Source organism: Streptomyces sp. NPDC002499 (genome assembly GCF_053595415.1).
Map to the genome: position 1 here is coordinate 602,240 of NZ_JBSFXO010000005.1, position 21,413 is coordinate 623,652.

Consider the following 21,413-nt stretch of genomic DNA (forward strand, 5'->3'; position numbering starts at 1 on the left):
GGCTGATGACAATCAGCCCATGTCGTCCCACCGCACCCGAGGAATCCGAAGCCCATGAGCCCCGCCGATGGCGACCGTGACCCCCAGCGCATCCTGATCGTCGACGACGAGCCGGCCGTGCGCGAAGCACTCCAGCGCAGCCTCGCCTTCGAGGGGTACGACACCGAGGTCGCCGTGGACGGCGCGGACGCACTGGAGAAGGCCACGGCCTACCAGCCCGACCTGGTCGTCCTCGACATCCAGATGCCGCGCATGGACGGCATGACCGCGGCACGCCGCATGCGGGGCGCCGGCACGACGACCCCGATCCTCATGCTGACCGCCCGTGACACGGTCGGCGACCGCGTCACCGGGCTCGACGCGGGCGCCGACGACTACCTCGTCAAGCCCTTCGAACTCGACGAACTCTTCGCCCGCATCCGCGCGTTGCTGCGGCGCAGCTCCTACGCCGCGGCGGCGGGCGCGGCCCAGGAGGACGAGGCGCTCACCTTCGCGGACCTCCGCATGGACCTGGCGACGCGGGAAGTGACGCGGGCGGGGCGGCCGGTGGAACTGACCCGGACGGAGTTCACGCTCCTGGAGATGTTCATGGCGCACCCGCGCCAGGTGCTCACGCGGGAGCAGATCCTGAAGGCGGTCTGGGGCTTCGACTTCGAGCCGTCGTCCAACTCGCTGGACGTGTACGTGATGTACCTGCGCCGCAAGACCGAGGCCGGGGGCGAGCCGCGGCTCGTGCACACGGTTCGTGGAGTGGGTTACGTGTTGCGGCAGGGTGGGGCGGAGTGAGGAAGGTCCTACGCCGGTTCCGGACCCTTCCGATCCGGGCCCGGTTGTCGATGCTGGTCGCTGCCGCTGTGGCGTTCGCGGTGGCGGCGGTTTCGGTGACGTGTTGGTTCATCGTGCAGGGGAAGTTGTACGACGAGCTCGACAACGACTTGCAGTCGAGCATTCCCCGCGGGTTGCCGGACGCTCAGATCGCGGCTGCGCTGACCTCCTGTCCGCAGTCGCCGACAGACACCTTCGGTCTCGGGTCCCGGTTCAAGGGCTACATCCAACTGGTCAAGTCCGACGGCAAGGCATGCCTGTACGGCGGATCCACCACCCTGGTGAAGACCACCGGCAGCGATGAGGCGGTGGCCAAGAAGCCGCAGATCGACACCATCACGCTGCGCAACGGGACGGACAGTGACGGCGCTTCGGTGCGTGTGTTGACCACGGCTCTGGTCGTGGAGGGCCCCAGTGGCCGCTACATCGTCAAGGACACCGCGCTCCAGTTCGCGGTCCCGCTGAAGAGCACGGAATCCACCCTCAACGAACTCGCCCTGATCCTGCTCCTCGTCTCCGGTATCGGTGTGCTCGGCGCAGGAGCCGCAGGTCTCTTCGTCGCCCGCGCAGGACTGCGGCCCGTCGACAAGCTCACCGAAGCCGTCGAACACGTCGCCCGTACCGAGGACTTGAGCATCCGGATCCCCGTCGACGAGGACCGTGAGGACGAAGTCGCCCGGCTGTCGCGGTCGTTCAACTCGATGACCTCCTCCCTGGCCAGCTCCCGCGAGCTCCAGCAGCAGCTGATCGCGGACGCCGGGCACGAACTGCGCACCCCGCTCACCTCCCTCCGTACGAACATCGAACTCCTCACCCGCAGCGAGGAGACCGGCCGCCCCTTGCCGGAGGCGGACCGCAAGGCGCTGCTCGCCTCGGTGAAGGCGCAGATGACCGAACTGGCCTCCCTGATCGGCGACTTGCAGGAACTGTCCCGTTCGGAGGGCCAGCGGGGCGAGCGCGTGCAGTACGTGTCGATGCAGGACACCGTCGAGGCCGCGCTGCGCAGGGCACGGCTGCGGGGGCCGGAGTTGACGATCAACGCCGACCTCCAGCCCTGGTACGTCCGGGCGGAGCCGTCCGCGTTGGAGCGGGCGGTGGTCAACATCCTGGACAACGCGGTGAAGTTCAGCCCCGAGGGCGGCACGATCGAGGTGCAGCTCGGCCGCGGCGTCCTGACCGTCCGCGACCACGGCCCCGGCATCCCCGCCGAGGAACTCCCGCACGTCTTCGACCGCTTCTGGCGCTCCCCCAGCGCCCGCGCCCTCCCCGGCTCGGGCCTGGGCCTGTCCATCGTCGCCCGCACGGTCGAGCAGGCCGGCGGCGAGGTCACCCTGGCCCGCGCACCCGGCGGCGGCACGGTGGCGACGGTACGCGTGCCGGGTGCGCCGACACCGCCGCCGGAGAGTCCGGCTCAGTAGAAGCCCAGCATTCCGGGGGAATCGACGTCGACGGTGACCACACCCGGTGGGTAGGCCTCCGCCCGAGTGGTGAGCAGGATCGACATGCCCGTGAACTCGGCACGCGGCAGCGCACAGTACAGGGCGTGGCAGGTGTCGGGCCCGCCGAACCCGTCGCGGATCATGGTGCCGACCGTGACCGATGAGACGGTGTCCAGAGGGTCGACGACGACCGACGAGAAAGCGAGCACCCTGCGCGCGGCGCCGGCGTCCTCGGACTCCGCCTGCGTGAGGCACAGAGCGGGAACTCGAAGCACGTCGCCGGGGGTGTTCGCCATGTTCGCGGCGAGCAGGTTCAAGGTCTTGTGGCCGTCCGCGAGCGCCCTGGTGGCACCGGTGTCCAGAATGATCACGCGGCCGTACCCTTGGCCAGACGGACCTTCTCGGCCGCGATCTTGTAGATGTTGCCGAGGACGTCGGGCGCCCGGTCGAACTCCTCGTCGCTGATGTCCAGGCCGATCACCTCGCGGACCACCCGCCGGTCGGCTGCCACACGCTCCGCGATCTGCTCCGCCGTCGGCTGCTCCGAGGCCAGCTGCTCGACGAGCTGGCCCAGCGTCATCCCTCGCTCCTTGGCGACCTGGGCCAGGTGATCGCGGGCCTGCCGGGACACCTGAATGGTCGTGTTCTCAGCCATGGCGCCACCATAGTCCCGTCATGGCTCCTTGGTGTCGCCTCCGTACTCACCTCACCCGAACGTGCGGTCTCTTTGCTGAGCCACATCCTTCTGCCAGCTCCGCCACAGCCGTCCGCCCCACCGTGTTCGAATGGCACGGAAGATTCTGCTGGCCGATGACGACGAGGCCGTGCGTGACGGGGTCGGGCGGCTGCTCAGGTTCGAGGGGTACGAGACCGTCCTCGCGGGGGACGGCCGGGCCGTGCTCGATCTGATCGGGGTGCCCGAGGGCGATCCCGACCTGGTGCTGATGGACGTGACCATGCCGGAGCTGGACGGGCTGGCCGCGACGCGGCGGATCCGGGCCTCCGGGTGCATGGTCCCGATCCTGATGCTCACCGGGCGGCACGCGGTCGGCGACCGGATCGTCGCCCTCGACAACGGCGCCGACGACTACCTGATGAAGCCCTTCGCCACCGAGGAACTCCTCGCCCGGGTAAGGGCGTTGCTGCGCCGCGCCCCGCGCGGGGCGGTCGTCGAGCCGAGGCGGGACCAGCGGCTGGACTTCCAGGACGTCGCCATGGACCTGCGGACGCGGACCGTCACCCGGGGCGAACGGCCGCTCGGGCTCACCAAGACCGAGTACCTGCTCCTCGAGTACCTGATGCGGCACCCGGCGAAGGTGCTCAGCCGGGCGCAGATCCTCAAGGACGTCTGGGGCTTCGACTTCGAGCCGACGTCCAACACGCTGGACGTGTACGTGATGTACCTGCGCCGCAAACTGGAGAGCCGCGGCGAACCGCGGCTCATCCAGACCGTGCGGGGGCTCGGTTACTCGCTGAAGGTCACCACCTGAGGATCATCGTCTCGTCCGGCGCCGGCGGCAGGTCCGCCACCGCGTCCGGCAGCGGCTCGGCCAGGCTCGCGTAGGCGCCGCCGCCGGCCAGCAGTTCCTTGTGGGTGCCGGACTCCACCAGGCGGCCCCGGTCGACGACCAGGATGCGGTCCGCGTCCGGCGCGAGGCTCAGATCGTGCGTGATCATGATCGTCGTACGGCCCGCCATCAACGTGCGCAGTGGCTGCACCACTTGGCGGGCGGCCACCGCGTCCAGGCCCGCCGTCGGTTCGTCCAGGACGAGGACCGGGGCGGAGCGCAGCATGGCGCGGGCGATGGCGATGCGCTTGAGCTGGCCGCCGGAGAGGGCGGCCGTGCCGGGGGCGAGGTGGGTGTCGTACCCCTCGGGCAGCGCGGTGACGAAGTTGTGCGCCGCCGCCTCGCGGGCCGCCTGCTCGATCTCCGCGTCGCTCGCGCCGGGGCGGCCGCAGGCGATGTTCTCGCGGATCGTGCCGTTCAGGATGAGCGTCTCCTGGGGCAGCAGCGCCACCTTCTCGCGCAGGAACTCGAGGCGCAGGTCGCGCAGCGGGACGCCGTCCAGGGTGATCACGCCCTGCGAGGGGTCGTAGAAGCGGGTCAGCAGTTTGGACAGGGTCGACTTGCCGGCGCCGCTCGCCCCGGTGACGATCACCAGCTCGCCGGGGCTCGCGCGGAAGGTCACGTCGCGCAGGGAGGCGCGGAGGGACTCCGGGTAGCGGAAGGAGACGTCGTGGAAGGCGACCCAGCCGTTCACCGGCCACTCGGCGACCGGTCGGGCCGGGTCGGCGACGGCCGGGCGGGTGTCCAGGATCTCGTTGAGGCGCTGGGCGCCGGCCGTCGCGGCGGTGAGGGTGAGGCCGAGCTGGCCGAGGCTGCGGACCGGCGGGTAGAGGTAGCCGATGAAGGCGGCGAAGGCCAGGAGCTGGCCGAGGGTCATCCGGTCCGCCGAGATCTCCCACACGCCCAGCCCGATCACCAGCAGCACGCACAGCGTCTCGACGACCTCGACGAACTGCTCGTACAACTCGCTCAGCCGGGCCCCGCGGACCGATGCCTTCATCCAGGCGCGGGCCTCGACGTCGAGCCGCTTCTCCTCGTCGCGGCGGCGGTTGTAGGCCTGGGTGAGGACGACGTTGCCGAGGGATTCCTCGACGACGGAGGTGATCGCGCCGTCGGCGACCCGCTCGTCCCGGGAGGCGGTGCGGATCCGGCCGGAGAAGCGGCGGGCGGCGAGCAGGAAAAGGGGCGCCAGGACGAAGGTGGCGAGGGCCAGGTCCCAGCGCAGATAGAGGGCCGCGCAGGAATAGAAGACCCCCGAGAAGAGGGCGGAGACCGTGCCGACGACACCGGAGACGACCATCTGCTCGATGGCCTCGACATCACCGGTGAGCCGCTCGACGAGGTCGCCCTGGCGGTGCCTCTGGAAGAAGTCCGGGGGCAGGTCCTGGACATGCCGGAAGACGCCCGCCCGCAGCCGCAGGACGAATCTCTCCGCGGTCCAGGTGGCGAGCGAGTTGCCGAGGTAGCCGACCAGCGCGCCGAGCGCGGCCACGCCCAGCCAGGCACCGGCCGGGCCCCAGAACGCGGAGAGCGAGCCGGCCTTGAGGGCGTTGTCGGTGAGTTCGGCGAACAGCAGGATCGAGGCGGTCTCGGCGAGCGCGGACAGCACCACGCACCCGATGATCACCAGCAGCCACCTGCGATCGCCGCGGGTCAGCGGCCAGAACCGCCGGAAGGCCGCACGCACTTCCCTCATGGTCTACGACTCCCTTTTCCTACGGCGGTCTCGGCGCCGGACCGGCAGAGGACCCGGCGCCGGACATGGCCGAGGCGGGGCCCCGGTCGGGCGACTCTCCGACCGGTGACCCCGCCTCGTGGCGGACGTCAGCCCTTGTGCGCGACGGGGCGCTTCGGGGCGGGCTTCTTCGGCGCCGGCTTCTTGGGGGCCGGGGCGGGCTTGCGGTGCTTCTTGACCGGAACAATCTTGTGGAAACTCATGATGTAATTCCCTCCCTGGATTTCTTATGTCGAATTTACTTGTGGCCGACGGGGCGACGCTTCGGGGCCGGAGCAGGCTTCTTCGGAGCGGGCTTCTTGGGGGCCGGGGCGGGCTTGTGGTTCTTCTTCACCGGGGCGATCTTGTGGAAGCTCATCTTGGTCTCCTTGGACTTCGGTTGCGGTTTTGCGTTGTCGTTCGTTCTCGACATGGAAAACACTACGGGATTTCCGAAGCCAAAGAAGCCTTTTCACCTTAGACCTCAATAAGGATAGATAGGAGTTGCCTCTGAAATAAAACTCTCAGGGGAAGGGCGGAACCGAACCCGCATTCACACAGGTTTTATGTCGCGCACGCAAAAGGCGGCCGCGTCAAAAACGCGACCGCCTTCAGATGGAGCGAGAGACTACTGCACGATCGTGATCCGGTTCGGCGTCGGCGGGGCGAGCGGGCTGCTCGCCGACGAATTGGCCGTCAGGTACTGCTCAAGCGCCGTCAGGTCGTCCGCGCCGACCAGGTCGTTCGTGCCCTGGCCCAGCGTGGTGAAGCCGTCGCCGCCGCCCGCCAGGAAGCTGTTGGTGGCGACGCGGTAGGTGGCGGCCGGGTCGATCGCCACGCCGTTCAGCTTGATGGAGTCCGTGACGACCCGGTCCGCGCCGGACTTCGTCAGGTCCAGCGTGTAGGCGAGGTTGGCGGACGGCTGAAGGATCTTCGGCGCGCTCGCGTTCGTCCCGCTGACCTGCTCCTTGAGCACCTGGATCAGCTGGGCGCCGGTGAAGTTCTGAAGGTTCACGGTGTTGGAGAACGGCTGCACGGTGAAGCCCTCGGCATAGGTGACCACGCCGTTGCCCTCGGCGCCCGTGGTCGCGTAGGTGAGGCCCGCACGGACCCCGCCCGGGTTCATCAACGCGAGGTCGGTGTCCGCGTCGAGCGCCTTGCCGTGCGCCAGTTGGGCGTCCGCGATGAGGTCGCCCATCGGGGACTCGGTGCCGGTGCTCGGGACGTCGGCGGAGATGTAGCCGATCGCGCGGTTGCCGATGGGCGCGGCGAGCGTGCCCCACTTGCTGATCAGGCTGGTCATGTCGGCCGCCTTGGGGACGGTCCGGGTGACCACGTGGTTCGCCGACTTCACCGACGTACGGGCGATGTCACCGGTGCGACGGTCGTAGGTGAGCGTGGTGTCCGTGTAGAGGCGGCCGAAGGACGCGGCCGAGGTGACCATGCGGGGGTTGCCCGCCGGGTCGGGGACCGTGCAGACGTACGCGGCGTGCGTGTGGCCGGTGACCAGGGCGTCGACCGACGGCGAGATGTTCTTCGCGATGTCGACGATCGGACCGGAGATGCCGCTGCCCGCGCCCGAGGCGTCACAGTTGTAGTTGTACGCGCCGGAGGCCGGCAGACCGCCCTCGTGGATGAGCGCCACGATCGACTTCACGCCCTGCTTCTGCAGCTCCTTGGCGTACTTGTTGATCGTCTCGACCTCGTCCTTGAACTTGAGGCCCTTGACGCCCTCGGCGGAGACGACACCCGGGGTGTCCTCCAGGGTCACGCCGATGAAGCCGATCTTGACGTCCTTCTTCTTCCAGACGTAATACGGCTTCAGAATCGGCTTGTTGGTCTTCTCGTCCAGGACGTTGGCCGCCAGGTAGGGGAAGTCGGCGCCCTTGAACTTCTTGTCCGTGTAGCAGCCCGCGGTGGGGTGGCAGCCGCCGTTCTGCAGGCGGGCCAGTTCCTTCGCGCCCTCGTCGAACTCGTGGTTGCCGACCGAGGTGACGTCCAGGTCCAGCTTGTTGAGCGCCTCGATGGTGGGCTCGTCGTGGAAGAGGCCCGAGATCAGCGGGGAGGCGCCGACCATGTCGCCGCCGGCCGCGGTCACCGAGTACGCGTTGCCCTTGCGGGCCTCGCGCAGGTGGGTGGCGAGGTACTCCACACCGCCCGCGTCGATGGTCTTCGTCGTGCCGTCCGCCTGGAGTTCGGTCACCCGGCCCGACGAGCCCGCCGGGGGCTCCAGGTTGCCGTGCAGGTCGTTGAAGGACAGCAACTGGACGTCCTGATAGCGGTTGGGCCACCGGTCGTGCTGACCGCGCCCGGTGTCGTGCGCGTCCGCCGGGATCGCCGCACCGAGGGCCCCGACGGTGGCCAGAGCGGCGGCCGCGGTCAGGAGTCGGTACGCCCGTCTGCGACGCGGGTTCGGCTGGGAAGTGGCTGGCATGCGCCCCCCTGTGGGTCTGCTGAGGTAGTGGCCCGTCCGGGCGCAGCCTAGGGTCAACGCGCGTAGCGCGACAGGGGTTTCCGGGTTACATCCTGGTTTCCCTTTGCCCTTCTCTTTGCGGCCACTTTGCCGGGTCCTCGGCTTACCCTCATACGCATGACCAGCGACGACACCGCCGGGCCCGACCGGGCCCGCACCATCGAGAACCTCACCGCGCTCACCCCGCAGCAGACCGAGGCGGTGCTCGCGCTGCTCGCCGAGGCCGCCCGGCAGGACGGACAGCAGGCGGTGTCCGAACAGGGGCGGCTGCAACTGCGCGGCGGCGAGCGCACGGGCGTGACCCATCTGCTGCTGAGCGTCGGCGACGAACTCGTCGGCTACGCGCAGTTGGAGGACACCGACCCGGTGGAGGCGCCGGCCGCCGAGCTGGTCGTGCACCCCGCGCACCGCGGCCACGGGCACGGGCGGGCGCTGGGCTCGGCGCTGCTCGGCGCGTCCGGCAAGCGGCTTCGGGTGTGGGCCCACGGCGGCCACTCCGCGGCGCGGCACCTCGCGCAGGTCCTCGGGCTCACCCTCTTCCGCGAACTGCGGCAGATGCGGCGGCCGTTGACCGACCTGGACCTGCCCGAGCCGGTGCTGCCCGACGGGGTCGCCGTCCGCACCTTCCGTCCCGGCGTGGACGACTCGGCCTGGCTCGCGGTGAACTCCGCGGCCTTCGCCCACCATCCCGAACAGGGGTCCCTCACCCAGCGGGATCTCGACGACCGGACGGCCGAGGCGTGGTTCGATCCCGCCGGGTTCTTCCTCGCCTTCCGCGACGGTGAACTCATCGGCTTCCACTGGACGAAGGTCCACGCGGAGGAGGGTCTTGGCGAGGTGTACGTGGTCGGTGTGCGGCCGGGGGCGCAGGGCGGGGGCCTGGGCAAAGCCCTGACCACGATCGGGCTTCGCCATCTCGCGGGTCAGGGGGTGCCGACGGCGATGCTCTATGTGGACGCGGACAACAAGGCGGCGGTGTCCGTGTACGAGCGGCTGGGGTTCGTCACGTACGAGACGGACTTGATGTACCGCACGGAGACGTGAGCGTCACTGAAGTACGGGGGACGCGGACCGGTGCTTGATCCGCTCCGGCATGCACAGACCCCACACCACCGCCGCCCCCGTCAACAGCACCGCCCACCGGTCGTGCGCCGCCGCCCACCGCTTGTCCTCCACCGCCACGAACAGGGCCCAACTCTCCGGCAGCAGCAGCGGGGTGAGGATCGCGAGGACCAGGAGGCCGGCCGCGACCGCCTGGCCCGGTTCCGCCTGGTCCGTGAACCGGATCGCGGCCGTCGCGCCGGCGAGCGCGAGGGCGAAGGCCGCCCCCGCCTCCAGGGTGATGTCACCGACCGGGGGGCGGACGGACGACGGGACGAGCAGCAGCGCCGCCGTCCACCACGAGGCGAGGACCGGGGCGACCAGCGCGAGCCGCAGCCCGGCCCGTACCGGGCGCCGTACCGGCACCGCGGCGGTGGTGTGCCGGGCCGGGTCGTCCAGGACGAAGGCGAGGCCGAGGGCGAGGACGAGGGCGGCGGTGCGCAGGAGGTTGACGGCCAGCCAGGTCGACGGCTCGTCGGACATACGGGGTATCGCGGCGAGCAGCAGGGCCATCGCGCCGCTCGCCAACAGGGCCCGCCAGGGCAGGGACCGCCACACGGGGAGCGTCAACTCCCGGATCAGACTGCGCACTTCTCGTCCCCTCTCGTGCACGCGGCACCGCCACGCAGCGAACCGCTGGCCGCGCGTCCGCTCGCCCCGGCATCCGAGACGCAAGGCATCCGCCTCGCCGGGAGCTCCGACTCGCCGATCAGGACTCGCACTTCTCGTCCTTCTCCTTGGGCGCCGGCACACCGAGCAGCTCGGCGGCGCGCGCGGACGTCAGCTTCGGGGAGGTCAACTCGGTCCAGTGCGCCTTGACCTGGGCGGCGACCGTGTCGCGGGGCTTGCCCAGGAGTTCGCGGACGACCGTCGTCTGGGCCGCGCCCATGTGCAGCGGGTCGGTCTGGGAGACGACGATGGCCGAGCCGCTGACGCTGTCGTCGAGGCGGACGTCGCGCAGGGACTGCATCGGGTCGTCCTGTCCGGCCAGGGCGAGCCACATGACGGTCACCGTGCGGCCGTCGCACAGCGAGTCCATCGCCTTCTCGTCGCCCGCGACCAGCACACCGGCGACGGCGACCGAGAACTCGGGGACGCGGTTGCCGCCCCAGGCGGTGCCGACGGTGACCTGGTGGGGTGCGGTGGCGGGGGCGATCGCGCCGTCGCCCTGGAGGCCGTAACGGGCCTCGATCCGCTGCCGTACGACGATCGGCTGGTCGTGGGCGGTGCCACCGGCCAGGGACCTGACCTGGTCCGCGGCCTTGGCCCAGGTGGCGGTCCGGGCCGTCCACTCCGGGAAGGCGCAGTACCTCGAACCGTCCCGCTCGACGCACTTCTGCGTCTTCTCCGGGGCGTTGGTGGCCTGTTCGCGGGCCGTCTGCACCCGGCCGGGGAGGTCCGCGGTCTGCGCGACACCGCCGGTCACCGCGAGGGCGAGCGCCCCGACGGTGGCCGCACCGACCTTCCAGTCGCGCGGCGCGCCGACCAGGACCGCGAGCAGCAGCACGGTCAGCGCGAGCCCGGCGAGGTAGAGGGCGTGCCAGGCGGCCGGGCGGCCGATCAGGTCCGAGGGGAGGATGTTGCTGCTCGACTCGGTGACGATCGGCGCCAGCCAGCGCGTCCCGCGCTCGCCGCCCCCGGCGGGGAACGCCCCGGCGACGAACAGGAAGAGCAGCAGTACGACGGCCATCGGCGCGGCCATGGCCGACGGGATCAGCCGGGCCAGCAGCACACCGATCGCGCCGAACAGCAGCACCGTCAGCGGGCCGACGAGCAGTTCGCCCGGCGAGCCGCCGCCGACCGCGCCGGACTGGAGTGCCGCCCAGCCGAACTGGCCGAGCACGACCAGCGCGGTGACCAGCGCCGCCGCGACGACGGACAGCGCGTGGGCCGCCGTACGCCATCCGGGCGCCAGGACGAGGACCTGGAAGTGGCGTTCCGTGTCGTACCGCCTGGAGCGCAGCACCGCGTGGTTGACGGACAGCAGGACCGCGAGGGCGACGAGCAGCGGGGCGGCCTGGGTGGCCCGGTCGACGTCCTGGAGCGCGGGGAAGCCGTCCTCGAAGTCGGGGGCGCGCCACACGGTCCAGCCGATGTAGGCCGCGAAGGCGAGCAACACCGGGATGCGCAGCAGCAGTCGGCGCGCCTCGAACAGGGCCAGGGCGAGCGTGGCCGCCCAGGTGCGGCGGGGACCGGGGGTCCGCACGGCCGTGGGGATCTCTTGGGTCAGTACCGCGCTCATGCCGCCGCCACCTCCGCGTTCATGCCGTCCAGGGTGAGCAAGTAGCCGTCCTCCAGGCTGGGTTCGAGCAGGTCCGCGCCGGGCGGCGGGTCGCCGACGTTGCGGAAGGAGCCGACGCCGGTGCGCCAGCCCGCCTTCGCTCCGGGGTCGCGTTCCGCACTGCTCCACACGTGTCCGGCGGCCCGCGCGGTCAGTTCGGCGGGGGTGCCGTCGAAGCGGACGGTGCCGGCGGCCATGACCAGGACGCGGTGGCAGAGCATCGCCACGTCCTCGGTCTGGTGGGTGGACAGCAGGACGGTCCGGCCCTCGCCGGCCCGGGCGATCAACTCCCGGAACCGCATGCGCTGTTCGGGGTCCAGGCCGACGGTCGGCTCGTCCAGGACGAGGAAGCCGGGGTCGCCGACGAGGGAGGCGGCGAGCGCGACCCGCTGCCGCATACCGCCGGACAGCTTCTTGATGCGCTTGCCGCGCACGTCGGCGAGGTCGACCTCGTCCAGCACGCGGCGCACCTCGCGGTGGCGGGCGGTCCGGTCGGTCAGCTCCTTGAGGATCGCCACGTAGTCGACGAACTCGAAGGCGGTGAAGTCCGGGTGGAAGCCGGGCGTCTGCGGCAGATAGCCGAGCACGCGCCGCACCTCCTGGCGCCCTGCCGCGCTGCCCGGGTCGTGCCCGAGGACGGTGAAGGCGCCGCGGTCCGCGGACACGGCGGTGGCCAGCACTCGCAACAGGGTGGTCTTTCCGGCCCCGTTGGGCCCGAGCAGCCCGGTGACGCCCTGGGTCAGCCGCAGCGACACGTCGTCGAGGGCGCGGGTACCGCCGTAGTGGAGGCTGAGCCCCGAGGCGGAGACGGTCGGTGTCATGCGGCACTCCTGGAGAAGAAGACGTCGAAACGGTCGCGGGCGAGGAAGAGCAGGCCCGCGGCGAGGGCGGCCACCGCGGCGGCGGCGCCCTGACCGGCGGCGGTGAACTGCACGAGCGGTCCGCCGTCGGCCCGGGCCAGGACGAGCAGGCCGATCCACACCCCGCCGACCAGCGAGGGCGCGAGGACCTGCCCGAGCCGCGGGGTGAGCGCCAGCCCGGTGGCGGTGAGCGCGAGGGCGGGCAGCAGCCAGGCCAGCGCGCGCAGCCCGTAGGCCGGGAGGGCGAGCGTGGCCAGGAGGTTGAGCCCGAGCCCGGTGACGAGCACGGCGACCGTACGGATCATCAGCAGCCGGAACCCGTGCACCGGCGAGACGACCGCCATCTCGTACGTCGGGTCCAGTACGGGTCCGTAGGCCAGCGCGACCCCGGCGAGCGGGAGCAGCGGCGCGAGGGCGAGGAACGCGGTGGGCGAGTCGGCCGTGTACACCACCCCTACCGTCGCCACCAGGACGAACACCACGGCCGCGAGCCAGGAGCGGCGCAGCACCGGGGTGGCCGCGAGCAGCCGTGCGGTGTGGTCGGGGATCCCGGCGCGCACCAGCAGCCGTTCCCACAACCCCGCGCGGGGCGCGTCGAGTTCGGCGTCGATCCGGTCCCAGCCGGCGTCCACGCCCTCGCTCACCGAGGCGAGCACGCCCCGGCACTCGGCGCAGCCGGTCAGGTGCGCGTCGGCGGACCAGAGCAGCGGCGGCGCCAACTCGCCCTGGGCGTAGGCCCGTAGGTCCTCGGCATCCACATGCCATGTCATGCCAGCGCCTCCCGCAGTTGCTTGCGGGCGCGCATCGCCCGCGTCTTGACCGTGCCGGCCGGGATCCCGAGCAGGACGGCCGCCTCCCGGGTGGTCAGCCCGTCGATGACCGTGGCCTGGAGGACGGCCCGCAGTTCCGGCGAGAGCCGGACGAGCGCGCCCGCCAGGTCCCCGTGCTCCACCCCCGCGAGCACGCGTTCCTCGGCGGACGCCTCGTCGCGGTGGCGCAGCCGGGACAGCGCCTGCCGCAGCCGGCCGCGGGCCCCGTCGCCGCGCAGCGCGTCGACCAGCCGCCGCGACCCGATCCGCCACAGCCACCCGGCCGCGTCACCGGCCCCGGCGGCCTCCTCCCGATAGCGGGCCTTGCCCCGCCACACCGCGAGGAACGTCTCCTGTACGACGTCGTCGACGATCCCCGCGTCGGCGCAGCGGCCGCGCAGCCGGGCGGTCAGCCAAGGCGCGTACCGGCGGTACAGCTCCTCGAAGGCGCGCCGGTCGGCGTCCGCGGCGATGGCCCGCAGCAGCTCCGCGTCGCTTCTCGTTTCGCTCACGTCTCCTCTTCGCACCGGGCGTCCCGTCCGGTTCACGAAACCACGCCTGTTTTTCGGAGGGCTTCTCCGACCGCTGTTCCGACCGCGTTCGCCGACCGGGCTTGACAGTGCGCCCTCCCCTCCACCACCCTTTCACTACTCAATTAGTGAAAGGGTGGTGGAACGGGTGGTCGAGTACCGCATCGACCGGCGCTCCGGCGTCTCCACCTACGTCCAGATCGTTCAGCAGACCAAGCAGGCCCTGCGTCTCGGCCTGCTGGAACCGGGGGACAAACTGCCCACCGCACGCGAGGTGGTCGAGGCCACCGCGATCAACCCCAACACGGTCCTCAAGGCCTACCGGGAGCTGGAGCGCGAGGGCCTGGTCGAGGCCAGGCGGGGCCTGGGCACCTTCGTCCGGCGCTCACTGGGCACCGCCCCGGCCGCCGAGTCCCCGCTCCGCGACGAGCTGGACGCCTGGGCCGAGAAGGCCCGCGAGGCCGGTCTCGACCGGGACGACATGGCCGCGCTCTTCACCGCCGTACTCGAGAAGCACTTCCAGGGAGACCCCGCATGACCGACACCGCAGGCCTCGCCATGGAGGCGACCGATCTGGGCAGGCGATTCGGCCGGGCCCGGCTGTCCCCCGCGTGGGCGCTGCGCGGCTGCGCCTTCCGGCTGCCCGCCGGCCGGGTCTGCGCCGTCGTCGGCCACAACGGCGCCGGCAAGTCCACGCTGCTCGCGCTCGCCGCCGGGCTGCTGGTGCCGACCGAGGGCACGATCCGAGTCCTGGGCACGGACCCCGCGTCGGCGCGGTCCCGGGTGGGCTTCGTAGGCCAGGACAAGCCGCTGTACCCACAGCTCACGGTCGCCGAGACACTGCGCATGGGCGCCGACCTCAACCCCGGGCACTGGGACGCGCCGACCGGCGAGCGGATCGTGGCCGACGGCGGCCTCGACCCGAAGTCCCGCATCCGCGCCCTGTCCGGCGGCCAGCGCACGCGGGTGGCACTCGCCCTGGCGCTCGCGAAGCGCCCGGAACTCCTCCTGCTGGACGAACCGATGGCGGACCTCGACCCCCTCGCCCGCCACGAACTGATGGGCGTCCTCATGTCCCAGGCCGCCCAGCACGGCACGACGATCGTCATGTCCTCCCACGTCGTCGCCGAACTGGAGGGCTCCTGCGACCACCTGCTCCTGATCGGCGCGGGACGCGTGCGCTTGGCCGGCGAGATAGACGACGTCCTGACGGCCCACGCCCGCGTATCGGGCCCGGCGGCCACCCCCCTCTCCCCGCACACGGTGATCGAGTCCCGCACGACAGGCCGCCAACTCACGGCCCTGCTCCGCAAGTCGGGCCCGATCCCGTCGGACCTCCACCCGACCCCACCCTCCCTGGAGGAACTGGTCCTGGCCTACCTGCGCAATCCGGGTGCCACGGACACCACGGGGGCCCAGCAGGAGAAGGCGGCGGCATGAGGATCCTGACCCGCCTCGTCAAGGAGGGGTCCTTGAGCCACGTCATTACAGGCCCCCGGTTCACACCCGCCACACCCGCTCCCGCCCTCCCACCCGCGGCCGCCGACGGCGATCGCGCCCCACAGGAACCACCCGCACCCAGCCTCACGCCCGGAGCCACGCTCGCACGCACACCCACTCCCGCCCTCTCGCCCGCAGCCGCCGACGGCGAAACCGCCCCACAGGAGCCACCCGCACCCAGCCTCACGCCCGGAACCGCGCTCGCACGCACAGCCACTCCCGCCCTCTCGCCCGCAGCCGCCGCGCTCGCACGCACTCGCACCCCCGCCCTCCCACCCGCGGCCGCCGACGGCGGATCCGCCCCACTGGGGCCACCCGCACTCGACAACGAAATCCGCACGGGTGGTGCGGGTGGGAGCGCATCGGGCGAGGGCGGAGCCGAGGCCGACGTGTCGTCGACAGCCGTGCCGTCCACGAAGGAGAAGGCCGCGATATGACCGCCCTGTCCGTGTCCGTCAACGCCGGGCACCCCGCATCGCCCCGCCTGCTGCGGTGGCTGGTCCGGCTGCATCGGCCCGCCCTGTGGACCTGGGCCGCCGTCATCGTCGTACTGGCCGCCGCCCTGCTCTGGCTGGCAGGCCCCCTCACCGACGCATCCGCGGACGCCTGGCGCCAGTACGACGCCTGCAAGCCCGGCACCGCCTGCTCGTACGACCAGGACGCGATCCTCCGCTACAAGGACGTCTACAACTACACGACCTGGGCCGTCCTCGTCCTGCCCTTCGCCGTCGCCGCCTGGTCCGGCGCGGCCCTCATCGGCCGCGAGATGGAGACCGGGACAGCCCAACTGTCCTGGACGCAAGGCATCCGCCCCACCCACTGGCTCGCCACCAAGCTCGCCACCCCGGCCGCCCTGGTCGTCGTCGGCACCGGCCTGCTCGTCCTGCTGCACCACCAGGCCTTCTCCGCGGGCGACGGCCGGATCGACAACGCGAAGTCCTGGTCCAGCTTCGAGACCTTCTACGCCAACGGACCCGTACCGGTCGCCCTGGCCCTGACCGGACTGGCCGGCGGCGCGCTCATCGGCCTGGTCGCCCGCCGCTCACTGGCCGCACTCGCCGGCGGGCTGTGCTTCACCGCCCTCGCGTGGACCGCCACCCAGCTGACCATGCCCCACCTGTGGCCCCCGGTCACCCGCGTCACCAGCCTCAGCCACAACGGCCCCTCCGGCGCCGGCATCACCACCGCCTCGGGCCTGCTGACCTCCGGCGGGGACCGTATCGCCGACCCCTACTGCGGCAGCAACCTCTCGTACCAGTGCATGGAGGTCTACGCCAAGCTGCACGCCGTCTCCTTCTACAAGGACTACCACCCCGCATCCCACTTCTGGCCCCTCCAGCTCATGGCCTCCGGCCTGCTCCTGGTCCTCGCCGCCCTGCTCACCCTGGTCGTCTTCCGCCTGCTCAAGCACCGGACCGCGTCGTGACCGCCGCCGAGCTCCCTCGTACCGGCCCGACCCGCGCGCGTCTGCCCCGCCTGGTGCTGCGCCTGCACCGCACGGCCCTGATCGTGTGGAGCGTCTTCATCCTCGGCGCCGTCGGCGGCCTGGTGTGGCTGACCGAGGTCAGGGCGGACGTCGTACGCGCCGAACTGAAGAGCTGCCCGGTCCTCACCGTCCACTGCGACCCCCTCTACGGCCCGTCCAGCGACTACGCCGGGTACCTGAGCTGGATCAGCACCCTCGCCTACTACAGCTTCTGGGGCGTCGCCGCCTGGGCCGGCGCCTCTCTGATCGGCCGCGAACTGGAGAGCGGCACCGCCCGCCTCGCCTGGACCCAGGGCGTCACCCCCACCCGCTGGCTCACCGCCAAACTCGCCGTGCCGGCGCTGGTCCTCACGATCGGCGGCACGCTGTTCGTGTTCGTCTTCCGCTGGGCCTGGGATGCCCACCGCGATCTGGTGACCGGTGACTGGACCTTCAACGACGCCTTCGCCGCCCGCGGCCCGGCCCTGGTCGCCTGGAGCCTGTGCGCCCTCGCGGTCGGCACCCTCACCGCACTCCTGCTGCGCCGCTCGCTGCCCGCCCTGGCCGTCTCGGTCGCCGTGATGATCACGCTCAACCAGTACCTGGAGAAGCACCGCACGGACCTGTGGCCCAAGAAGCCCTCCAGCAGCGGGGAGCACCCCGCGTCCCACTTCTGGCCCATGAACCTGATCGAGACCGGCATCCTCCTCACGATCGCCGCCCTCACCACGACGGCCGCCTTCTGGACGCTCCGCCGCCGCACGGCCTGAGCCCCCGTTCGCGTACGTCCCTTCCACGGGGGGAGGGGACGTACGTATCCTCCGAAGGCGGCTGTCAGCGGGCCATTACGCCGCCGCGGCCGACGTAGACGCTCGGGAGCCGCCTCGCGATATCCCGCACGCCATGTCGCCGTAACCAACGGTTCAGACGGGCTTGCGACGCTCGGCCAATGACGCCCGCCGTGCCAGAGCCTTCGCCGCCCGAAGAGGCGACCGCGGGGAACGGGGACGCCCTGCTGCCCTTGGCCGTGCTCCCGCCCGCCGCTTCCGACGCGCCCGTAAGCCCGGTGGCGCGGAAGAATGGGTCCATGAGTCAGCCGAACCCCCAGGCACAGGTCCAGCACGCGCAGCCCTCCGTGGGCTCCATAGCCGCGCATCGCCCGCACACGGTGTCCGCCGCGGTCTCCGACCTGGAGCCCGACATCGACGCCGACCTCGACGAGTACGAGGAGTCGCCGTACGACGGGCCCCAGTTGCCGCAGGGCCGCTTCCTGGACCGGGAGCGCAGCTGGCTGGCGTTCAACGAACGCGTCCTCGAACTCGCCGAGGACCCGGACACGCCCCTCCTGGAGCGGGCGAACTTCCTCGCGATCTTCGCCAGCAACCTGGACGAGTTCTTCATGGTCCGGGTGGCCGGACTCAAGCGCCGTATCGCCACAGGCGTGGCCACCCGCTCCGCCTCCGGGCTCCAGCCCACCCAGGTGCTTGAGATGATCTGGGGCCGCTCCCGCGAGCTGATGGCCCGGCACGCCGCGGCCTACCAGGAGGACATCGCCCCCGCGCTCGCGGAGGAGGGCATCCACCTGGTCCGCTGGAGCGAGCTGACCGAGAAGGAACAGGCCCGCCTCTTCACGCTGTTCCGGCACCAGATCTTCCCGGTCCTCACCCCGCTGGCCGTCGACCCCGCGCACCCCTTCCCGTACATCTCGGGTCTCTCGCTCAATCTCGCGGTCGTCGTCCGCAACCCCGTCAGCGGCCACAAGCACTTCGCCCGGGTGAAGGTGCCGCCGCTGCTGTCCCGTTTCCTGGAGAGCTCCCCGGGCCGCTTCGTCCCCATCGAGGACGTCATCGGCGCCCATCTGGAGGAGCTGTTCCCGGGCATGGAGGTGCTGGAGCACCACGCCTTCCGGGTGACCAGGAACGAGGACCTGGAGGTCGAGGAGGACGACGCCGAGAACCTGCTCCAGGCGCTGGAGAAGGAGCTCATGCGGCGCCGCCTGGGGCCGCCGGTGCGCCTGGAGGTCGAGGAGTCCATCGACCGCGAGGTGCTCGACCTGCTGGTGCGCGAGCTGAAGATCACCGAGGCCGAGGTGTACCCGCTGCCGGGTCCGCTCGATCTCACCGGCCTCTTCCGCATCCACGGCCTGGACCGGCCCGAGCTGAAGTACCAGAAGTTCGTCGCCGGCCGGCACCGCGACCTCGCCGAGGTCGAGTCGGCGTCCTCGCCGGACATCTTCGCCGCCCTGCGCAGCCGGGACGTGCTGCTGCACCACCCCTACGACTCGTTCTCGACCTCCGTGCAGGCCTTCCTCCAGCAGGCCGCCGAGGACGACGACGTACTCGCCATCAAGCAGACCCTCTACCGCACCTCCGGCGACTCCCCGATAGTCGACGCGCTCATCGACGCCGCCGAGTCCGGCAAGCAGGTCCTGGTGCTGGTCGAGATCAAGGCCCGCTTCGACGAGCACGCCAACATCAAGTGGGCGCGCAAGCTGGAGGAGGCCGGCTGCCACGTGGTCTACGGCCTGCTCGGCCTCAAGACCCACTGCAAGCTGTCCCTGGTGGTCCGCCAGGAAGGCGACACGCTACGGCGCTACAGCCACGTCGGCACGGGCAACTACCACCCCAAGACGGCCCGTCTCTACGAGGACCTCGGCCTGCTCACGGCCGACCCGCAGGTCGGCGCGGACCTCTCCGACCTCTTCAACCGGCTCTCCGGCTACTCGCGCCGCGAGACCTACCGCCGCCTCCTGGTCGCCCCCAAATCCCTGCGGGACGGCCTGATCGCGCGGATCAACAAGGAGGTCCAGCACCACCGTGCCGGACGTCCCGCGTTCATCCGTATCAAGGTCAACTCGATCGTCGACGAGGCACTCATCGACGCGCTGTACCGGGCGTCCCAGGCAGGCGTACCGACCGACGTGTGGGTACGCGGCATCTGTGCCGTCCGCCCGGGCGTCACGGGCCTCTCGGAGAACATCCGGGTCCGCTCGATCCTCGGCCGCTTCCTGGAACACTCCCGGGTCTTCGCCTTCGGCAACGGCGGCGAACCCGAGGTGTGGCTCGGCAGCGCCGACATGATGCACCGCAACCTCGACCGCCGTATCGAGGCCCTGGTCAGGGTCACCGACCCGGCCCACCGCGCAGCCCTGAACCGGCTGTTGGAGACCGGCATGTCCGAGTCCACCGCTTCCTGGCATCTCGGCCCGGACGGCGAATGGATCCGGCATGCCACCGACGCGGACGGTGGGCCCCTGCGCAACATCCAGGAGATGCTCATAGACGCCCGGAGGCGCCGGCGTGGCACAGCAACACCTTGACCCGACGGACCCCACGGCCGGGCCCGCCCCCACCGGGGACGCCCTCGCGGGCTACCTGCGGGCCCAGGCCACGGAGTTCCTCCGCGCCCTGCGGCTGCACCGGGAGACCGGCAGCGGCCCAGGCGGCACGGAGGAGGCCGTCGACGCGGCGCGCGCCCTGCGCCGCTCGGTCCGCCGCATCAGCGGCAGCCTGCACACCTTCCGTCCCCTGCTGGAGACCGACTGGTCGGAGAACCTTCGCCCCGAACTCGCCTGGCTGTCCGGCACGTTGTCGATGGAGCACGCCTACGCGGCCCGTCTGGACCGGCTGCTGCTCGCGCTGCACCGGCTGTCGGGGGCGGCGGTGTTCCCCGCGCAGTCCGCGGGCGGCCCGGCCCCGGCCACCCGGTCCGACCCGGCGACCGCGGAGCGCGGCAACCTCACCGTGGGCGCGGCCAAGGCGGGCGCGCTCCTCGAACGCCAGCTCACCCTCGCCCGGACCCGCGCCCACAGCACGGCCCTCCAGGCGCTCGGCTCCTCCCGCTTCCACGCCGTCGCCGACAAGGTCGCCGTCCTGGCCAGCGAGGTCCCGCTCACCACGACCGCCGCGCGGGCCGACCTCGGCCCGCTGGCCGGCGCGGCCCGGGAGCGGCTCACCGACGCCGTGACCGGCCTGCCGCTGGTCACCGCCGGGCACCCCTACAACGCGGAGGCCCTGATCCACGGCCTCTCCCCGGACCCGGCCCCGCATCCGCAGGACGCCCCCTGGCACCAGGTCCGGCTGCTGCTGCGCCTGCACCGCTACTCCCGCGAGGTCCTCCTCGGCGACAACGCCCTGGTCGACGTCCGCCTCCTCGACGCGGGCCAGGCCCTGAACCGGCACCGGGACGCCTCGGAGGCGGCCGCCGCCGCGGCCTCGGCGGCCCGCACCCCACGCATCGCCCCGGCGACGGCCTACGCGCTCGGCGTGCTCCACGCCGACCAGCGGCACGAGGTGGAGGGCGCCCGTTTCGCCTTCCAGCAGGCATGGCAGAAGCAAGAAGTGCGGGCCAGTTGACGCGGAAGCAGGAGGTGCGTGCCCGGTGACCCAGACCGACAACACCCTGATCCAGGCGGCCGGCGCGGTGCTGTGGCGGCACTCCCCCGTCGACTCCGCGCTCGAGGTCTGCCTGGTCCACCGGCCGAAGTACGACGACTGGTCCCACCCCAAGGGCAAGCTGAAACGCGGCGAGGAATCGCTCACCGGGGCCCTGCGCGAGGTGACCGAGGAGACGGGGTACACGGCCGAGCCGGGCACGGAGCTGTCCACCGTGCGCTACTTCGTGGGCGGGCGCCCCAAGCAGGTCCGGTACTGGGCGGCCGAGGCCGTCTCCGGCGGGTTCGCCCCGAACGACGAGGTGGACCGCATCCTGTGGCTCTCGCCCGGCGCGGCCCGCAGCCGGCTGACCCAGTTCCGCGACCGCGGCCTGGTCGACGAGCTGCTCACCACCCTGCGTCACGCCTGAACGTTCAGGTGTCCCTCGGCATCCGTTCTCGCCTTGCTGCGCGCT

20 protein-coding genes are annotated in these 21,413 nt (G+C 71.6%); 11 read left to right on the plus strand and 9 right to left on the minus strand.

The window, feature by feature from the left end:
• The first annotated feature begins 54 nt into the window (after window positions 1-54).
• Together ACWD5F_RS16940 and ACWD5F_RS16945 are read left to right on the plus strand one after the other, a co-directional pair.
• Window positions 55-786, plus strand: coding sequence for a response regulator transcription factor (locus ACWD5F_RS16940; protein WP_123996621.1), 732 nt, complete (start codon window positions 55-57; stop codon window positions 784-786).
• Window positions 783-2,243 carry a HAMP domain-containing sensor histidine kinase gene (locus ACWD5F_RS16945; RefSeq protein WP_451255018.1) on the plus strand — a complete coding sequence of 487 codons (1,461 nt, stop codon included), beginning with the start codon at window positions 783-785 and terminating at the stop codon, window positions 2,241-2,243. The genes ACWD5F_RS16940 and ACWD5F_RS16945 overlap by 4 nt, the downstream gene beginning before the upstream one ends.
• Here ACWD5F_RS16945 and ACWD5F_RS16950 read toward each other — a convergent pair.
• Together ACWD5F_RS16950 and ACWD5F_RS16955 are read right to left on the minus strand one after the other, a co-directional pair.
• Entirely contained in the window at window positions 2,237-2,635 is a 399-nt protein-coding gene (locus ACWD5F_RS16950; RefSeq protein ID WP_451255020.1) for a hypothetical protein, read from the minus strand. The two genes, ACWD5F_RS16945 and ACWD5F_RS16950, sit on opposite strands and share 7 nt — an antisense overlap.
• Complete coding sequence (locus ACWD5F_RS16955) at window positions 2,632-2,919, minus strand: hypothetical protein (RefSeq protein WP_451255022.1); 288 nt, start codon at window positions 2,917-2,919, stop codon at window positions 2,632-2,634. Before ACWD5F_RS16955 ends, ACWD5F_RS16950 begins: the two co-directional genes overlap by 4 nt.
• 130 nt (window positions 2,920-3,049) lie before the next feature.
• On the opposite strand from ACWD5F_RS16955, the gene ACWD5F_RS16960 reads away from it, so the two are divergent.
• Window positions 3,050-3,754: a response regulator transcription factor gene (locus tag ACWD5F_RS16960; RefSeq protein WP_451255024.1), complete on the plus strand. Its 705-nt coding sequence runs from the start codon at window positions 3,050-3,052 to the stop codon at window positions 3,752-3,754.
• Here the strand turns inward: ACWD5F_RS16960 and ACWD5F_RS16965 are convergent.
• The gene (locus tag ACWD5F_RS16965; protein ID WP_451255026.1) at window positions 3,744-5,528 is read right to left on the minus strand and encodes an ABC transporter ATP-binding protein; all 1,785 of its coding nucleotides are present in this window, start codon (window positions 5,526-5,528) and stop codon (window positions 3,744-3,746) included. The genes ACWD5F_RS16960 and ACWD5F_RS16965 overlap by 11 nt on opposite strands.
• Window positions 5,529-6,174: 646 nt before the next feature.
• Complete coding sequence (locus tag ACWD5F_RS16970; protein WP_451255027.1) at window positions 6,175-7,980, minus strand: bifunctional metallophosphatase/5'-nucleotidase; 1,806 nt, start codon at window positions 7,978-7,980, stop codon at window positions 6,175-6,177.
• Window positions 7,981-8,136: 156 nt separating this feature from the next.
• Here ACWD5F_RS16970 and mshD point away from each other — a divergent pair, with 156 nt between their 5' ends.
• On the plus strand, window positions 8,137-9,063 hold the full coding sequence (gene mshD / locus ACWD5F_RS16975; RefSeq protein WP_123996615.1) for a mycothiol synthase: 927 nt from the start codon (window positions 8,137-8,139) through the stop codon (window positions 9,061-9,063).
• Window positions 9,064-9,066: 3 nt separating this feature from the next.
• Here the strand turns inward: mshD and ACWD5F_RS16980 are convergent, their stop codons facing one another.
• From ACWD5F_RS16980 to ACWD5F_RS17000, 5 genes are all read right to left on the minus strand, one after another.
• A complete protein-coding gene (locus ACWD5F_RS16980) occupies window positions 9,067-9,711 on the minus strand; it encodes an ABC transporter (protein ID WP_451255029.1) in 645 nt (214 codons plus the stop codon).
• A 118-nt stretch (window positions 9,712-9,829) separates the two neighbouring features.
• Entirely contained in the window at window positions 9,830-11,362 is a 1,533-nt protein-coding gene (locus ACWD5F_RS16985) for an ABC transporter permease (protein ID WP_451255031.1), read from the minus strand.
• Window positions 11,359-12,222, minus strand: coding sequence for an ABC transporter ATP-binding protein (locus ACWD5F_RS16990; protein WP_451255032.1), 864 nt, complete (start codon window positions 12,220-12,222; stop codon window positions 11,359-11,361). The genes ACWD5F_RS16985 and ACWD5F_RS16990 overlap by 4 nt, the downstream gene beginning before the upstream one ends.
• Window positions 12,219-13,031, minus strand: coding sequence for a zf-HC2 domain-containing protein (locus ACWD5F_RS16995; protein ID WP_451255034.1), 813 nt, complete (start codon window positions 13,029-13,031; stop codon window positions 12,219-12,221). Before ACWD5F_RS16995 ends, ACWD5F_RS16990 begins: the two co-directional genes overlap by 4 nt.
• On the minus strand, window positions 13,028-13,582 hold the full coding sequence (locus ACWD5F_RS17000; RefSeq protein WP_401715622.1) for an RNA polymerase sigma factor: 555 nt from the start codon (window positions 13,580-13,582) through the stop codon (window positions 13,028-13,030). The genes ACWD5F_RS16995 and ACWD5F_RS17000 overlap by 4 nt, the downstream gene beginning before the upstream one ends.
• Window positions 13,583-13,748: 166 nt before the next feature.
• Here ACWD5F_RS17000 and ACWD5F_RS17005 point away from each other — a divergent pair, with 166 nt between their 5' ends.
• The 7 genes from ACWD5F_RS17005 to ACWD5F_RS17035 all read left to right on the plus strand — a co-directional run bounded on the left by ACWD5F_RS17005 (window position 13,749) and on the right by ACWD5F_RS17035 (window position 21,368).
• Window positions 13,749-14,138 (plus strand): GntR family transcriptional regulator, encoded by a 390-nt coding sequence (locus ACWD5F_RS17005; RefSeq protein WP_401716948.1) that lies wholly within the window; start codon window positions 13,749-13,751, stop codon window positions 14,136-14,138.
• Window positions 14,135-15,040: an ABC transporter ATP-binding protein gene (locus ACWD5F_RS17010; protein WP_451255036.1), complete on the plus strand. Its 906-nt coding sequence runs from the start codon at window positions 14,135-14,137 to the stop codon at window positions 15,038-15,040. Before ACWD5F_RS17005 ends, ACWD5F_RS17010 begins: the two co-directional genes overlap by 4 nt.
• Window positions 15,041-15,533: 493 nt before the next feature.
• Complete coding sequence (locus ACWD5F_RS17015) at window positions 15,534-16,526, plus strand: ABC transporter permease (protein WP_451255038.1); 993 nt, start codon at window positions 15,534-15,536, stop codon at window positions 16,524-16,526.
• Window positions 16,523-17,335 (plus strand): hypothetical protein, encoded by an 813-nt coding sequence (locus ACWD5F_RS17020; protein ID WP_451255040.1) that lies wholly within the window; start codon window positions 16,523-16,525, stop codon window positions 17,333-17,335. The genes ACWD5F_RS17015 and ACWD5F_RS17020 overlap by 4 nt, the downstream gene beginning before the upstream one ends.
• Window positions 17,336-17,652: 317 nt before the next feature.
• Window positions 17,653-19,884, plus strand: coding sequence for an RNA degradosome polyphosphate kinase (locus ACWD5F_RS17025; RefSeq protein WP_451255042.1), 2,232 nt, complete (start codon window positions 17,653-17,655; stop codon window positions 19,882-19,884).
• Window positions 19,865-20,920, plus strand: a complete 1,056-nt coding sequence (locus tag ACWD5F_RS17030) for a CHAD domain-containing protein (RefSeq protein WP_451255044.1) — start codon at window positions 19,865-19,867, stop codon at window positions 20,918-20,920. The genes ACWD5F_RS17025 and ACWD5F_RS17030 overlap by 20 nt, the downstream gene beginning before the upstream one ends.
• A gap of 25 nt (window positions 20,921-20,945) precedes the next feature.
• On the plus strand, window positions 20,946-21,368 hold the full coding sequence (locus tag ACWD5F_RS17035; RefSeq protein WP_401715614.1) for an NUDIX hydrolase: 423 nt from the start codon (window positions 20,946-20,948) through the stop codon (window positions 21,366-21,368).
• Window positions 21,369-21,413: the final 45 nt, after the last annotated feature.

What these genes read in the sequence shown, in the direction of transcription:
- ACWD5F_RS17010 (WP_451255036.1), top strand. Translation starts at nt 14,135, where the DNA reads ATGACCGACACCGCAGGCCTCGCCATGGAGGCGACCGATCTGGGCAGG.
- ACWD5F_RS16995 (WP_451255034.1), bottom strand. Translation starts at nt 13,031, where the DNA reads ATGACATGGCATGTGGATGCCGAGGACCTACGGGCCTACGCCCAGGGC.
- ACWD5F_RS17025 (WP_451255042.1), top strand. Translation starts at nt 17,653, where the DNA reads ATGAGTCAGCCGAACCCCCAGGCACAGGTCCAGCACGCGCAGCCCTCC.
- ACWD5F_RS16955 (WP_451255022.1), bottom strand. Translation starts at nt 2,919, where the DNA reads ATGGCTGAGAACACGACCATTCAGGTGTCCCGGCAGGCCCGCGATCAC.
- ACWD5F_RS16940 (WP_123996621.1), top strand. Translation starts at nt 55, where the DNA reads ATGAGCCCCGCCGATGGCGACCGTGACCCCCAGCGCATCCTGATCGTC.
- ACWD5F_RS16990 (WP_451255032.1), bottom strand. Translation starts at nt 12,222, where the DNA reads ATGACACCGACCGTCTCCGCCTCGGGGCTCAGCCTCCACTACGGCGGT.
- ACWD5F_RS16960 (WP_451255024.1), top strand. Translation starts at nt 3,050, where the DNA reads ATGGCACGGAAGATTCTGCTGGCCGATGACGACGAGGCCGTGCGTGAC.
- ACWD5F_RS16965 (WP_451255026.1), bottom strand. Translation starts at nt 5,528, where the DNA reads ATGAGGGAAGTGCGTGCGGCCTTCCGGCGGTTCTGGCCGCTGACCCGC.
- ACWD5F_RS16985 (WP_451255031.1), bottom strand. Translation starts at nt 11,362, where the DNA reads ATGAGCGCGGTACTGACCCAAGAGATCCCCACGGCCGTGCGGACCCCC.
- ACWD5F_RS16970 (WP_451255027.1), bottom strand. Translation starts at nt 7,980, where the DNA reads ATGCCAGCCACTTCCCAGCCGAACCCGCGTCGCAGACGGGCGTACCGA.
- mshD (WP_123996615.1), top strand. Translation starts at nt 8,137, where the DNA reads ATGACCAGCGACGACACCGCCGGGCCCGACCGGGCCCGCACCATCGAG.
- ACWD5F_RS17015 (WP_451255038.1), top strand. Translation starts at nt 15,534, where the DNA reads ATGACCGCCCTGTCCGTGTCCGTCAACGCCGGGCACCCCGCATCGCCC.